The 15,078-nt window shown below is 59.7% G+C and carries 13 protein-coding genes; 2 read left to right on the top strand and 11 right to left on the bottom strand.

What is annotated here, in order from left to right:
* Positions 1-88 precede the first annotated feature (88 nt).
* Together CKW30_RS07650 and CKW30_RS07645 are read right to left on the bottom strand one after the other, a co-directional pair.
* Entirely contained in the window at positions 89-811 is a 723-nt protein-coding gene (locus CKW30_RS07650) for a tellurite resistance TerB family protein (protein WP_095180453.1), read from the bottom strand.
* A 179-nt stretch (positions 812-990) separates the two neighbouring features.
* Complete coding sequence (locus CKW30_RS07645; protein ID WP_095180452.1) at positions 991-1,176, bottom strand: hypothetical protein; 186 nt, start codon at positions 1,174-1,176, stop codon at positions 991-993.
* Positions 1,177-1,579: 403 nt separating this feature from the next.
* Here CKW30_RS07645 and CKW30_RS07640 point away from each other — a divergent pair, with 403 nt between their 5' ends.
* Complete coding sequence (locus tag CKW30_RS07640; RefSeq protein ID WP_095180451.1) at positions 1,580-3,208, top strand: glucan biosynthesis protein D; 1,629 nt, start codon at positions 1,580-1,582, stop codon at positions 3,206-3,208.
* Positions 3,209-3,407: 199 nt separating this feature from the next.
* On the opposite strand, the gene CKW30_RS07635 is transcribed toward CKW30_RS07640, so the two are convergent.
* The 3 genes from CKW30_RS07635 to CKW30_RS07625 all read right to left on the bottom strand — a co-directional run bounded on the left by CKW30_RS07635 (position 3,408) and on the right by CKW30_RS07625 (position 7,087).
* Positions 3,408-4,514, bottom strand: a complete 1,107-nt coding sequence (locus CKW30_RS07635; protein WP_039759093.1) for an NADH:flavin oxidoreductase/NADH oxidase — start codon at positions 4,512-4,514, stop codon at positions 3,408-3,410.
* 266 nt (positions 4,515-4,780) lie between these two features.
* On the bottom strand, positions 4,781-6,490 hold the full coding sequence (recJ, locus tag CKW30_RS07630) for a single-stranded-DNA-specific exonuclease RecJ (protein ID WP_016771527.1): 1,710 nt from the start codon (positions 6,488-6,490) through the stop codon (positions 4,781-4,783).
* A 54-nt stretch (positions 6,491-6,544) separates the two neighbouring features.
* Entirely contained in the window at positions 6,545-7,087 is a 543-nt protein-coding gene (locus CKW30_RS07625) for a YaeQ family protein (RefSeq protein WP_007908961.1), read from the bottom strand.
* A gap of 146 nt (positions 7,088-7,233) precedes the next feature.
* On the opposite strand from CKW30_RS07625, the gene CKW30_RS07620 reads away from it, so the two are divergent.
* A complete protein-coding gene (locus CKW30_RS07620) occupies positions 7,234-8,433 on the top strand; it encodes a CaiB/BaiF CoA-transferase family protein (protein ID WP_095180450.1) in 1,200 nt (399 codons plus the stop codon).
* A 220-nt stretch (positions 8,434-8,653) separates the two neighbouring features.
* On the opposite strand, the gene CKW30_RS07615 is transcribed toward CKW30_RS07620, so the two are convergent.
* The 6 genes from CKW30_RS07615 to dsbC form a co-directional block, all read right to left on the bottom strand.
* Entirely contained in the window at positions 8,654-8,935 is a 282-nt protein-coding gene (locus CKW30_RS07615; protein ID WP_016771530.1) for a DUF3509 domain-containing protein, read from the bottom strand.
* A 162-nt stretch (positions 8,936-9,097) separates the two neighbouring features.
* Positions 9,098-9,505: a response regulator gene (locus CKW30_RS07610; protein WP_041478191.1), complete on the bottom strand. Its 408-nt coding sequence runs from the start codon at positions 9,503-9,505 to the stop codon at positions 9,098-9,100.
* 117 nt (positions 9,506-9,622) lie between these two features.
* Positions 9,623-10,996 carry a transporter substrate-binding domain-containing protein gene (locus CKW30_RS07605; protein ID WP_095180449.1) on the bottom strand — a complete coding sequence of 458 codons (1,374 nt, stop codon included), beginning with the start codon at positions 10,994-10,996 and terminating at the stop codon, positions 9,623-9,625.
* A gap of 120 nt (positions 10,997-11,116) precedes the next feature.
* On the bottom strand, positions 11,117-12,526 hold the full coding sequence (thrC, locus tag CKW30_RS07600; RefSeq protein ID WP_024011723.1) for a threonine synthase: 1,410 nt from the start codon (positions 12,524-12,526) through the stop codon (positions 11,117-11,119).
* Positions 12,527-12,632: 106 nt separating this feature from the next.
* On the bottom strand, positions 12,633-13,937 hold the full coding sequence (locus tag CKW30_RS07595) for a homoserine dehydrogenase (protein ID WP_024011722.1): 1,305 nt from the start codon (positions 13,935-13,937) through the stop codon (positions 12,633-12,635).
* 131 nt (positions 13,938-14,068) lie between these two features.
* Positions 14,069-14,800, bottom strand: coding sequence for a bifunctional protein-disulfide isomerase/oxidoreductase DsbC (dsbC, locus tag CKW30_RS07590; protein WP_095180448.1), 732 nt, complete (start codon positions 14,798-14,800; stop codon positions 14,069-14,071).
* Positions 14,801-15,078: the final 278 nt, after the last annotated feature.

Raw genomic sequence — 15,078 nt, 5'->3', positions numbered from 1 at the left:
GGCTTTCCGAGCTAAATCTGTATTGACGCCTCAATAAGCGACACAGGAAAAATCGCAGCACAACACTGCGATTTCTCACACCATAGAATCAATCTGCCGCCAACCGCACCTGCCTCTCCAACTCCACCTTCAACCCCGGCTCCAGCTTCAACTGCCGTGCCAGTTCATCCAGATAGCTCTTCTCCATAAAATTCTCCTCATCCACCAGCATCACACTGGCGATGTACATCTCCGCCGCCATTTCCGGCGTGCTTGCCGCGCGGGCGACGTCGGTGGGGTCGAGGGGTTTGTTGAGTTCGGCGTGGAGCCAGTGTTGCAGCTCCTGGTCGTTGTCGAGTTTGGTGAATTCGCCTTCGATCAGTTCGCGCTCGCGCTCGTCGATGTGGCCGTCGGCCTTGGCGGCGGCGACCAGGGCTTTGAGGATGGCCTGGCTGTGTTCTTCGACTTGCGCGGGTGGCAGGCGGTCGAGGGTTTGTGGTTCGCGTTGGGGTGCGCTGCCTTTTTGGGCGTTGTAGTTGCCGTAGGCCTTGTAAGCCAGTACGCCCAGCGCGGCGAGGCCGCCGTAGATGGCGACTTTGCCGCCGACCTTGCGGACTTTTTTGTTGCCGAGCAGCAGGCCCATCGCGCCCGCGGCCAATGCGCCGCCGCCCGCGCCGGACAGCAGGCCGCCGAGGCCGCTGGAGCCAGACGAGCCACCGAGCAAACCGCCCAGTCCGCTGGCAGCCGACTTGTTGGAAGCGCCACCAGTCTTGTTCTGCAGCATTTCCTGCCCGGACTTGAGCAGTTGATCGAGCAATCCACGGGTGTTCATGTTCCGTCTCCAAACAAGGGTTATCCGGATCTAAGGCCCTCAGCCTAGTTCGAAAGTGCCCGACCCCGACCTGCGAGTGTGCTTCGAGATGTTGCTCGCCACTCAGAAGGGCATGTTTCGAGCGTTACGCAAATGAAAAAGGGGCAGGCTTCTCGGCCGGCCCCCTTCTCCCCTCCCCCTTAGAATCGCGAAACACTCCGCATCGCATCCACCAGATAGCGCATGGCAATCCGGTCGCTTTCCGATAGTTCTCGATAACGCTCCACAAGTTTCAATTCTTCGGTATTGAGGCGGCGTCTTCTGCGCCCGCCGCCCAAGCAAGGGAAGATGCCCAACATTTCGGTGATGCTCTGTATTTTTGCCATGGACGATGTCCTTCTCTATTGAGTCAAGAAACTGCTGAACCTCACATCGCCCTGCCTCTTCGAGCAGCGTCGTGTGCCCCGCCGGCACGAAGGCTTGTATCCGGTCTTGCCCATAGAATAGGAATTAAATCGGCGTTGAAAAGCGGTTTTTAGAGTAATTAATCGAAAAAAGCAGATATGCCCTCTAAATCAGAGAGCCCTGTCAGAAAAATTACAGACATGTCTTGTTTCATTGCCAGGTGACGCAACGCAAACAAGCCTTTTTGCCCGACAATCGAACCGATTAAGCTAGCGGGCATCTGTTTATAGTCCGTTGCGTTTGGCCGAAGGCATGACCGAACCGTAATTTCCGATCCGACAGGTGCCAGGAACGGCGCTGGATTGCACACGACAGGTTGTATTTATGCACCGCAGGAATTTGCTCAAAGCGTCCATGGCCATTGCGGCCTATACCGGTCTTTCCGCGTCGGGCCTGTTGGCCGCCCGCGCTTGGGCAGCCAATGGCGGCGCCGCCGATGGCGAGGCCCAGGCCTTCGATTTCGAGGCGTTGAAGCGTCAGGCCAAGCAGCTCGCCGGCAGTGCCTATCAGGATACGAAACAGGTGTTGCCGCCAACCCTGGCGACCATGACTCCGCAGAACTTTAACGCGATCCGCTACGACGGCGAGCATTCCTTGTGGAAGGAAAACAAAGGTCAGCTGGACGTGCAGTTTTTCCACGTCGGCATGGGTTTCCGTCAGCCGGTGCGCATGTACAGCGTTGATCCGAAGACGCGCATGGCGCGCGAGGTGCATTTCCGTCCGGCGCTGTTCAATTACGAGAACACTTCGGTCGACACCCAGCAGCTCAAGGGCGACCTGGGTTTTGCCGGCTTCAAACTGTTCAAGGCGCCGGAGCTGGATCGGCATGACGTGGTGTCGTTTCTCGGCGCCAGCTATTTCCGTGCGGTCGATGCCACTGGCCAATATGGCCTCTCGGCGCGCGGCCTGGCCATCGACACTTACGCGAAGAAACGCGAAGAGTTTCCCGACTTCACCAAGTTCTGGTTCGAGACGCCTGACAAGAACGCCACACGTTTTGTGGTCTACGCCCTGCTCGACTCGCCGAGCGCGACCGGCGCCTATCGCTTTGACATTGATTGCCAGGCCGAGCGCGTGGTCATGGAAATCGACGCGCACATCAATGCTCGTACCACCATCGAACAACTCGGCGTGGCGCCAATGACGAGCATGTTCAGCTGCGGCACCCACGAACGGCGCATGTGCGACACCATTCATCCGCAGATTCACGACTCCGATCGCCTGGCAATGTGGCGCGGCAATGGCGAGTGGATCTGCCGGCCGTTGAACAACCCGGCGACGCTGCAATTCAATGCATTTGCCGACAAGGACCCGAAGGGTTTCGGCCTGGTGCAGACCGACCACGAATTCGCCAACTATCAGGACACTGTCGACTGGTACAGCAAGCGCCCGAGCCTGTGGGTAGAACCTACAACCGCCTGGGGCGAAGGCTCTATCGATCTGCTGGAAATTCCTACGACCGGCGAGACGCTGGATAACATCGTCGCCTTCTGGACGCCGAAGAAACCCGTGGCTGCCGGTGATTCGCTGAACTACGGGTACAAGCTCTACTGGAGCGCGCTGCCACCGGTCGGCACGCCACTGGCCCGGGTGCACGCGACGCGTTCGGGCATGGGCGGCTTCACCGAGGGCTGGGCGCCGGGTGAGCATTACCCGCCAGTGTGGGCGCGGCGCTTTGCCGTAGACTTCACCGGTGGCGGCCTTGAGCGCCTGCCACAGGGCACCGGGATCGAGCCGGTGATTACCTGTTCCAACGGCAAGGTGCAGGACTTCAGCGTGTTGGTGCTGGATGACATCAAGGGTTACCGGATCCTGTTCGACTGGTACCCGACCAATGACAGCGTCGAGCCAGTGGAACTGCGCTTGTTCATTCGCACCAATGACCGCACGTTGAGCGAGACCTGGTTGTACCAGTATTTCCCGCCGGCGCCGGACAAGCGTAAATACCCTTGAGGTTTTGTAGCGCCTGAACGGGCCTAATCGCCGGCAAGCCAGCTCCCACAGTGGTGGGTTGATCACAAGACCTGTAGTCGACTCGAATCTGTGGGAGCGGGCTTGCCCGCGATGACGGCAGCGCAGACAGCGAGGCCGCATCAGACAAACCAAAGCCCCGACCCTCACCGGCTCGGGGCTTTTGCTTTCCAGCCTTCAATCAATCACGCAAATCCGACTCATGAATCGGCTGGTCGCGATGGGTAGCACGTTGATACTGCGCCGGCCACACCGCTTTGCGCCCACCCAGATCATCGTCGGCATGCAGCGGCCAGTACGGATCGCGCAGCAGCTCTCGGGCGAGGAAAATGATATCGGCCTGACAGGTACGCAGAATGTGCTCGGCCTGGGCCGGCTCGGTAATCATTCCGACAGTACCGGTGGCGATGCCTGACTCTTTGCGTACCCGCTCGGCAAAGCGCGTCTGATAACCGGGTCCGACCGGAATTTCCGCGTTTGCAGCTGTCCCTCCTGAAGACACGTCGATGAGATCGGCGCCCAGCGTGTGAAGGCGACGCGCCAGCTCCACGGTTTCGTCCGGGTTCCAGCCGTCTTCGACCCAGTCGGTCGCCGAGACGCGGACAAACACTGGCAATTCCTCCGGCCATACCGCCCTCACCGCTTCAGTGACTTGCAGCACCAGACGGATACGATTCTCGAACGAACCACCGTACTGATCGCGACGTTGGTTGCTCAGCGGCGAAAGAAACTGATGCAGCAGATAGCCGTGCGCGGCATGCACCTCGACCACGCTGAAACCCGCCGTCAGCGCGCGTTTGGCCGCGTCGACAAAGGCCTGGATCACTTCGGCGATCTGCCCCTCATCCAGCTGCTTCGGTTGAGTGTGCTGCGGGTCGAAAGCAATCGGCGATGGCCCGACCGGGGTCCAGCCGCCGTCCTCGGGCTTGACACTGCCATGCTTGCCGATCCACGGCCGGTGGGTGCTGGCCTTGCGCCCGGCGTGGGCCAGTTGAATACCGGCGACCGCGCCCTGGGCGGTGATGAAGCGAGTGATGCGTTGCAGCGGTTCGATCTGTTCGTCGTTCCACAGGCCAAGGTCTTCGGCGGTGATGCGTCCGTCGGCGGTAACCGCCGTGGCTTCGGTAAAAACCAGACCGGCACCGCCCACCGCGCGGCTGCCCAGGTGCACCAGATGCCAGTCGTTGGCCAGGCCGTCGACGCTGGAGTACTGGCACATCGGCGACACGGCGATGCGGTTGGGCAGGGTCAGTTGGCGAAGAGTAAAGGGTTCAAGCAGCAGACTCATGGGGCACCTCTCGAATCAGTGGGCAGGCTCCAGGGTTCTGTTTGAAAAGTCGACGAGTGACAGAAAAAGGGTGCAGCACCCGCCCCCGCGGGCAAAAATCCGACAAGACGTCACAAGGCCAATCAAGCAGTGCTTAGAGCCTAGTCGACAACCGGGAATGACGGAGGGTTCAGAGTAATTCAGTGTGTGAAAGGATGCTTTCGCGAGCAGGCTCGCTCCCACAAGACTGCACCGTACCTGTGGGAGCGAGCCTGCTCGCGAATGGCTTAACGCGGTTCGATATGAGCAATCATCAGCTGCACAGTCTCGTTGCCACGAAACTCGTTAACGTCGAGCTTGTAAGCCAGTTCAACCCATTGAATCGTCGGGTTCGGCCACACATCGCGATCAATGCCAAACGCGATGCCATCGAGCTTCACCGAACCGCATTCGCTTTTCAGCACCACTTTCAAATGCCGTTCGCCGACCACGCGCTGCTCGACCAGTTGAAACACACCGTGAAACAGCGGCTCGGGAAAATGCTGCCCCCACGGCCCGGCGTGGCGCAAGGCGCGAGCCAGTTCGAGATGAAACTCTTCAACGGCCAGCGTGCCGTCCGACAACATGCGCCCAGTGAGGTCTTCTTCGCGAAGTTGCCTACGTACTTCAGCGTCAAATGCCTCGGCGAACAGCGGAAAATTCTCCTGCGGCAAGGTCAGACCAGCGGCCATCGCGTGGCCACCGTACTTGGCGATCAGGTTCGGATGCTGCGCCGCCACCACACTCAGCGCATCGCGAATATGGAAGCCCTGCACCGAGCGACCGGAGCCCTTGAGCAGACCATCACCGGCATCGGCGAAAGCAATGGTCGGGCGGAAATAGCGCTCTTTCATGCGCGAGGCGAGAATGCCGATCACGCCCTGATGCCACTCCGGGTCGAACAGGCACAGACCAAACGGCATCGACTCGACCGGCAGATCCTTGAGCTGCGCCAGCGCTTCACGCTGCATGCCCTGCTCGATGGATTTGCGATCCTGGTTCATGCCGTCCAGTTGCGCAGCCATCTCCCGCGCCAGATTGGCGTCGGCAGTGAGCAGGCATTCGATGCCCAGGCTCATGTCGTCCAGACGTCCGGCGGCGTTCAGGCGCGGGCCGACGATGAAACCCAGGTCGGTGGAAGTGATCCGCGCAGCCTCTCGCTTGGCGACTTCGAGAATCGCCTTGATCCCCGGCCGCGCCCGGCCGGCACGAATCCGCTCCAGCCCTTGGTGCACGAGAATGCGGTTGTTGGCATCCAGCGGCACCACGTCGGCGACGCTGCCCAGCGCCACCAGATCGAGCAGTTCGCCGATGTTCGGTTGTGGCTTGCTCTCGTACCAGCCGAGGCTGCGCAGACGCGCGCGCAACGCCATGAGTACGTAGAAGATCACCCCGACGCCGGCCAGCGCTTTGCTCGGAAATTCGCAGCCCGGCTGATTCGGATTGACCAGCGCATCGGCCTGCGGCAGTTCATCGCCGGGTAAGTGGTGGTCGGTGATCAACACCTTCAGTCCGGCGCGCTTGGCCGCCGCGACGCCTTCGACACTGGAAATACCATTGTCGACGGTGATCAATAATTGCGGTTCACGGGTCAGCGCGACTTCGACGATTTCCGGCGTCAGGCCGTAGCCGTATTCGAAGCGGTTCGGCACCAGGTAATCGACATGCGCCGCGCCCAACAGGCGCAGACCGAGCACACCGACAGTGCTGGCGGTGGCGCCGTCCGCATCGAAGTCGCCAACAATGAGAATGCGCTGACGCTGCTCCAGAGCCGTCACCAGCAGGTCGACCGCCGCATCGATGCCTTTGAGCTGCTGGAACGGGATCAAGCGCGCCAGACTCTTGTCCAGCTCCGCCTCCGACTGCACGCCCCGCGCCGCGTACAGGCGGGTCAGCAGTGGCGGCAGATCACCGAGGAAAGGCAGCGTGGCAGGCAATTGACGAGGTTCGATACGCATGGGGCGACGGAGGCTTCTCTTTGATTCGTGGGAAATATCAGCGGTGTCGCGACCTCAGCCGCGCTCACCTTGCAGCCATTGCAACTGGACTTCGTGCTGACCGCGATCGTCGGTGACGAAGATCGTGCCTTCGCTGATCATCACGTCCCACTTGATGACGCGCGGCATGTCCTTGGCCAGGGTCTCCAGCACTTCTTGCGGGACGGCGGCGATGTTGACGTTTTTCAGGTTCTTGATCGCCGGGATCACCTTGGTTTCCCACACACGCAGGCTGCCGTAGGCCAGCAGGCTGGTGCGTTCGGTGCGGCGCGAGCACCAGGTCAGGCGATCGGCATCCGGCTGGCCGACTTCGATCCAGTGCAGGACACGGTCGTCCAGGCTCTTTTCCCACAAGGCCGGTTCATCCACGTCTGACAGACCACGGCCGAACGACAGCTGCTCGTTGTACCAGAGCGCGTAGGCCAGCAGCCGCACAGTCATGCGTTCTTCGGTCTCCGAAGGATGACGGGCGATAGTCTGCTTGACGCTTTCGTAGACGCTGCGGTCGAGGTCGGTGAGGTTCAGTTCGAATTTGTAGGTAGTGGACGGCTGGGCCATGAACGGGCTTCTTGATACGAGGAAAGTCGGCAAGTCTAACCGATGCCACAGGCAATCATCGAATTGATGGCAATCAAGCTGCGGCGTCTGACAGTCGGCTATGTTAAAACCCTGTATCCGCTCAGCCTTGTCCTACAGGATTTCGCATGCCGTTCACCAGCAAACCGCTCTCGGGTCTGAAAGTCATTGAATTGGGTACGTTGATTGCCGGGCCGTTTGCCACGCGCATTTGCGGCGAATTCGGCGCCGAAGTGATCAAGATCGAATCGCCGGACGGCGGCGATCCCCTGCGCAAATGGCGCAAGTTGTACGAAGGCACCTCGTTGTGGTGGTTTGTCCAGGCGCGCAACAAGAAGTCGCTGACCCTCAATCTGAAACACCCCGACGGTTTGGCGATCCTGAAACAACTGCTGGGCGAAGCCGACATCCTCATCGAGAATTTCCGCCCCGGCGTCCTGGAAAAACTCGGTCTGAGCTGGGAAACCCTGCACGCACTGAACCCGAAACTGGTGATGGTGCGCCTCTCCGGTTTCGGTCAGACCGGGCCGATGAAGGACCAGCCAGGTTTCGGTGCGGTCGGCGAATCCATGGGTGGCCTGCGGTACATCACCGGTTTCGAAGATCAGCCACCGGTGCGCACCGGGATTTCCATCGGTGATTCGATTGCCGCGCTGTGGGGCGTGATCGGTGCGTTGATGGCGCTGCGTCATCGCGAGGTCAACGGCGGGCTGGGCCAAGTGGTCGACGTTGCGCTGTATGAAGCTATCTTCGCGATGATGGAAAGCATGGTGCCGGAGTTCGACGTGTTCGGTTTCATCCGCGAGCGCAGCGGCAACATCATGCCGGGCATCACGCCCTCTTCGATCCACACCAGCGCCGACGGCAAGCATGTGCAAATCGGCGCCAATGGTGATGCAATCTTCAAACGCTTCATGCTCGTGATTGGCCGCGCAGATCTTGCCAACGACCCGGTGCTGGCCAGTAACGACGGGCGTGACAGTCGCCGGGACGAGTTGTATGGCGTGATTGATCGCTGGGTCAATTCCTTACCGCTGCAGACCGTTCTCGACTTGCTCAATCAGGCCGACGTACCGGTCAGCCGGATCTTCAGCGCCGAGGACATGTTCAACGATCCGCAATACCTGGCGCGGGAGATGTTCCTGCATGCCAAGCTGCCGGACGGCAAGGACTTCAAGATGCCCGGCATCGTGCCGAAGCTGTCGGAAACGCCGGGCTCGTCCGAATGGGTCGGACCGCAGCTTGGCGAACACAATGCGCAGGTGCTTGGCGATCTGGGCTACGACGCGGCGCAAATCGCTCGGCTGCGCGAAGACGGGGCCATTTGAGCAACGCTGGAGGTTTGGTTTTCGAGCAAAAAGCTGTGCACAGGGCAAACGCCGGGCAAAAGAAACCCCGAGAAGTGGGGAGACAACTCGGGGTTAAACGGGGTCTGCTTCGAGACCCGTAGCAGCAAGCGACAAGCACCGGAGCACAATGCTTGATCCTGCTGTTATGGGGTCTGACTGACAGGTATGCAGGAAGGTTCCCACAAAAAATATTTCATCTTTACAGGGCCGGACGCTTGTCCAGAGCTGCATTGCGCAACGCCGCAATGACGCAGGGTTCCAGCCGCCCTTCGGCGATCATCACGTCACGGTGCAGGCCGTCCACCACGTCGGTCAGCAAGCGCTTGTCGCTCAACTGGGCCTGATTGAATTCGCGTTCCACCACAATGGCGCCGCTGCTGTTCTTCAGCGTCACCAGACATTCACCATGGCTGCCGCGAGGGGTCAGCGTCACCTGATACGGGCTCAGAGCCTCACCGAGCAATAGACTGATACTTTCCATCTCGATCTCCACTCAATAGTCCGAAAACACAGTGCCTGGGGCGTGTTCACATTAAATGACCACCGGCCCGAGAAGAAAGTTCTGCCTGTCACGTTCCGACCTTGCAGGACCGTGTCTGACAGAGCATGCATGGCGAAGATGACAGAAAAATATTCGCCGGTATCAGGCCTCGATGAGTGCCTGCGCAGTGATCAGATAACTGTCCAGCAGACCTCGCATCAACACCGCCGAAACCGGTGTCTGCAGACGCCCCAGCAGGCGCAGGCGTTGTTGACGAAGCACCGGCTCCAGGTCACTCAACAAACTCTGCGCGACCGAGCCCAGCAGAATCAGGGCACGCGCCTCATGGTGCGCCGCCAGGTGATGAATCAATGCCAACCCATCGCCACCTTTGAGCTGCGGATCGCAAATGGCGATATCGACCGCACCGCGATGCCCCAGTGAAGACAGGGCTGACGCCAGCGAAGGCGCGGTCAATACGTCGTAGATGCCGATGGCATTGAGCATTTGATGCAATGCCATCAGCTGGAACGGGTTGGGTTCAAGAATCAGGACTTTAAGCGAGCGCATGGGCGACCTCTGGAGCGATCATCGCGGACTCTCACCGCAGGTGTCGTTCACTCTAGGGCAGGCGTCTTAAGCCTCCCATCAGAAAAGTAGCCGCGTCTTGCAGGACATTTCCCTTCTTTACTGCAGACAGCGACACCCGCTCTCGGTCCGACGCTGGGTGATGTCGGTCCAGCCGCCCAACAAGCCGCGCAATTTGCCGTCGCCGCTGTAAAACGGCACGGTCCACTGATAAACCTCGCGAGGCCCGCCCTTGAACAGCAGTTGGCGTTTGCTGAAGCGCGACTTGCGGGTTTGCAACTGGGCGATGAATTCGTCGTGGAGCATCCGCGCGGTGGTTTCCGGAAACGCATCGACTTCGATCAGCAAGCGTCCCTGCATCTGGTCCTGGCGCACCGACAGCGCCTCTTCGTAACTGCGATTGCAGATGATCAAACGCCCGTGCAGATCACGGACAAACACCGGATCCGGCATCGAATCGATCAGGGCGTGCTGAAAGGCCAGTTGATCGCCCAACTCCTTTTCCGCAGCGCAGCGCAGCTTGATCACGGCCGCCAGGCGCCGGTTCCACACCAGCGACAGCATTCCGAAAACGCCGATTCCCCCCATCGCCCAGCATGCCCACTCGACCAGGCGCTTCCACACGGAGGGCACGGGCGGCGGCGAAACGCCTGCCAGCCACTTGAGACGAATCGCCCGCAACTCCGCAGCAGGAAAAGCTTCCAGCGCCTTGTTAAGAATACTCAGTAGTTGCGGCATGCCTTTTCGTACAGCCAGATGATCGGCTTCCCACTTGCCCTCTACCAGAGCACCGACCTTGAGCATGCCCAACGGATAGAGCTGCGCGCCGATTTCGTTTTCGATGGTTGCGTAGGCTTCCCCACTCTCGACCAGCGCCCGCGCTTCGGCGTAGGTTTTCACCGAGCGTATTTCAATCGACGGATAATCGCGCCGAATCGCATCCTCCAGGGCATGACGGGCGGGCAGCACCAGAACGCGCTTCGCCAGTTGCTCGAAAGACTCCACCCTCGGGGCATTGGCATGTCCGACAAACACCCAGCCAGCCCCTCCGAAAGCATGACTGAAATCGAGAAACGCCTTGCGTTCATCGCTCATGGCCAACGTCGTACTGATGTCCGCGACCCCGCTTTGCAGGCGATCAAGCATATGGTCGGTAGAGAACGATTCCTGGTGCTCGAATTGCAGTCCGGTCATTGCGCTGACCCGCTTGAGCACATCGTTGTTCAGACCGCTCCACTGGCCGTGTTCGTCCTGAAACAGGTACAGCGGATATTGCACCGATGCCACCGTTACTCTGGGGTTGTCACGGATCCATTGCCGCTCGTGCGCATCCAGCTCGACAGCCGGCACATTGCCCGACGCATTGGCCTGATCGAGTGCCATCTGCGCTGCCACGCCGCTGTGCATCCATCCCAGCACCGCCAACAAAAACAACCAGCCCAGTGCCGGTTTCAAACCTCTGTAAAACAGCATTGCCATTTCCTTCGTGATCGACTCACCCGTCCTTCGTGGGTGAAAACCCGAGCAGTGTGGCAGCAGAAACAAAAAAGCCCGTCAGGAGACGGGCTTCAAAATGTGACAGCTTTTACTGGCTTAGAGTGGCTTGCCGCGGTTGCCATGCTGGCTGACAAAGGCTTGCACGGCTTTCAGGTCGTTTGGCAGAACCGTGCAACGCTCGTTTCGCTCAAACAAATCAGAAAGATGTGCAGGTAGTTCGAGCGCTTTTCCTACACCCGCTTTCTCCACTGCCTCAGGAAACTTGACCGGATGGGCAGTGCCCAGAATCACCATCGGGATATCCAGACTGCGACGGCATTCGCGCGCAGCTTTCACACCGATGGCAGTGTGCGGGTCGAGGACTTCACCGGTTTGCTCGTAGACGTCGGCGATGGTTTCGCAGGTCTGCGCATCGTCCACCGCCAGCGAATCGAACAGCTTGCGTGCTTCGGTCCAGCGTTCTTGTTCGACGCTGAAACTGCCGTCCTTTTTGAACGAGTCCATCAGGCCGGCAATCGCCGCACCGTTACGCCCGTGCAGGTCGAACAGCAGGCGCTCGAAGTTCGACGACACCATGATGTCCATCGACGGCGACAGCGTTGCGTGCAGGGTTTCCTTGACGTACTGGTTGCCGCTCATGAAGCGGTGCAGGATGTCGTTGCGGTTGGTCGCCACGATCAACTGATTGATCGGCAGGCCCATGTTGCGCGCCAGGTAGCCGGCGAAGATGTCGCCGAAGTTGCCGGTCGGTACCGAGAACGACACCGAACGCGCCGGACCGCCCAACTGCAGGGACGCATGGAAGTAGTAAACGATCTGGGCCATGATCCGCGCCCAGTTGATCGAGTTCACCGCCACCAGACGCGTGCCTTTGAGGAAGCTCTGGTCGGCGAAGCTGTTCTTGACCATTTCCTGGCAGTCATCGAAGTTGCCTTCGATGGCGATGTTGTGGATGTTCTCGCCGAAGATTGTCGTCATCTGCCGACGCTGCACTTCAGACACTCGTTGGTGCGGATGCAGGATGAAGATATCGACGTTTTCACAGTGCTTGCAGCCTTCGATGGCCGCAGAACCGGTATCACCAGAGGTGGCACCGACAATCACCACGCGCTCGCCGCGCTTTTCCAGCACGTAATCGAGCAGACGACCGAGCAGTTGCAGGGCGAAGTCCTTGAACGCCAGGGTCGGGCCATGGAACAGCTCCAGCACCCATTCATTACCGTTCAGCTGACGCAATGGCGCCACGGCGCTGTGCGCGAACACGCCGTAGGTTTCTTCGAGGATCTTCTTGAAATCGGCATCCGGGATGCTGCCGGTGACAAACGGGCGCATCACCCGGAAGGCCAGTTCGTGATAAGGCAGGCCAGCCCAGGAAGCGATCTCTTCCTGAGTGAAACGTGGCAGGTTTTCCGGGACGTACAGACCGCCATCGGTCGCCAGACCGGCCAGCAGGACCTCTTCGAAATTCAGGGCCGGGGCCTGGCCGCGAGTACTGATATATCGCATTTTTTTCAAACCTTCGGTTTGAGCTGCAAGCTGCAAGCTGCAAGTCGCAAGTAAAAGCCAGACTGCTTCTCTCTTGCCGCTTGCAGCTCGAAGCTTGCCGCTGCTTTTAGTTCAAATGTTCGACACGGATCCGTACAACCGGGCCGTCGACGCCAGCCAGTGCTTCCAGCGCGGTGATCGCATCATTGATGCGTTGCTCGACCACGCGGTGGGTCAGCAGGATCATCGGCACCAGGCCGTCATGCTCTTCGACTTCCTTCTGCATGATCGATTCGATATTGATGCCGCGCTCCGACAGGATGCTCGCCACCTGAGCCAGTACGCCCGGATGATCCTTGGCGTGGATTCGCAGGTAGTAAGCGCTTTCGCAGGCTTCGATCGGCAGGATCGGATGCGCCGACAGCGAGTCCGGCTGGAAGGCCAGGTGCGGCACACGGTTTTCCGGGTCGGAAGTCATCGCGCGAACCACGTCGACCAGATCGGCGATCACCGACGAAGCGGTCGGCTCCATGCCAGCGCCGGCGCCATAGAACAGCGTCGAACCGGCGGCGTCGCCGTTGACCATAACTGCGTTCATCACGCCGTTGACGTTGGCGATCAGGCGATCGGCCGGAATCAGCGTCGGGTGCACGCGCAACTCGATGCCGGCGTCAGTGCTGCGCGCCACACCCAAGTGCTTGATGCGATAGCCCAGCGCTTCGGCGTAGTTGACGTCGGCAGTGGTCAGTTTGGTGATGCCTTCGGTGTACGCCTTGTCGAATTGCAGCGGAATACCGAAGGCGATAGACGCCAGAATGGTCAGCTTGTGCGCAGCATCGATGCCTTCGACGTCGAAGGTCGGATCGGCTTCGGCGTAACCCAGCGCTTGCGCTTCGGCGAGCACGTCTTCGAACGTACGACCTTTTTCGCGCATTTCGGTGAGGATGAAGTTGCCGGTGCCGTTGATGATCCCGGCAACCCAGTTGATGCGGTTGGCGGACAGGCCTTCGCGGATCGCCTTGATCACCGGAATGCCACCGGCCACCGCCGCTTCGAATGCCACGATCACGCCTTTCTCGCGTGCCTTGGCGAAAATCTCATTACCGTGAACGGCTATCAGCGCCTTGTTCGCGGTGACCACATGCTTGCCATTCTCGATGGCCTTGAGTACCAGCTCGCGGGCAACGGTGTAGCCGCCCATCAGCTCTATGACGATGTCGATCTCAGGGTTCGTGGCCACTTCGAAGACATCGTTGGTAATCGCAATACCGGTCGTCTGGAACTGAGGCTTTGGCGTGCGCGTGGCAATTTGCGCCACTTCGATTCCACGCCCGGCACGACGAGCAATTTCCTCGGCGTTGCGCTGAAGTACGTTGAAGGTACCGCCACCGACGGTCCCTAACCCACAGATGCCTACTTTGACCGGATTCACTGTGAACTCCCCATGAAACGGCCGACACAGGGTCGGCCGGAAAACAACCGCGTGCTCGCGGCTCTCTGTTGATGGCCCGGCGCTGCTGCTGCCGGACCACGATCGTCAACGGTTACCCGTGACGATGCGAATTACTTCGCGCCCAGTGCCAGTTTGGCGACTTGTGGCGCCGGCTGGTAGCCCGGAATGACCTGGCCGTCGGCCAAAACGATGGCCGGTGTACCGTTCACGCCGATCGACTGACCTAGCGCGAATTGCTTGGAAACCGGGTTATCGCACTTGGCGGCTTTGATTTCCTTGCCATCGACCATTTTGTCCATGGCGGCTTTCTTGTCTTTCGAACACCACACTGCTTGCAGCTGCTCGTCACCCGGCGAATTCAGGCCCTGGCGCGGGAACGCCACGTAGCGCACTTCGATGCCGCGCTTGTTCAGCTCGGGCACTTCGGCATGCAGTTTGTGGCAGTACGGACAGGTGGTGTCGGTGAACACGGTGATGTGCGATTTGGTCTCGCCCACGGCCGGGTAGACCACGGTTTCGGCCACCGGGATGGCATTGATCAGTTTGGAAATGCCCAGGCGTTCGGTCTTCTCGGTCAGGTTGACCGGTTTGCCATTCGCGAGCTGGTACAGATTGCCCTGCACGATGTACTGGCCATCGGCACTGGCGTACAGCACGCGGCTGCCTTTGAGTTTGACTTCGTACATGCCAGGCAACGGGCTGGCACTGATGCTTTCGACTGGAACCTCGAGTTCGAGTTTTTCCAGGCTTTGACGAATGGCTTTGTCGGCCGCGTCGTCGGCGACGGCAAAGGTGCTCACCAGCGCGACAGCGGCGGCGGCGAAAATCTGGGTCAGACGCATGAGTACTCCTGAGGGCGGGCCAATGAAACGATCAGAACGCCCGTGCGAAACACCGGGTCATAACCGTCCATCGTGCAAACCGGCAAAGCCTAACACATAAGGCCGCGAGGGCCGAATGCGCCTGTCGCCACACACTCATGTGCAACTGACACACCTTCATGCTTGTACAGTTGACCCACAACCACATGTGGCTGACACACATTATTGTGGCGAGGGGATTTATCCCCGCCGGCTTGCGAAGCAGCCCTAAACCATCCACCGCGATCTTTCAGTCAAAA

Source organism: Pseudomonas sp. Irchel 3F6, from assembly GCF_900187595.1.
GTDB lineage: Bacteria > Pseudomonadota > Gammaproteobacteria > Pseudomonadales > Pseudomonadaceae > Aquipseudomonas > Aquipseudomonas siliginis.
The sequence above is the reverse complement of the archived record's forward strand: the minus strand, read 5'-3'. Positions and strand labels throughout refer to the sequence as shown.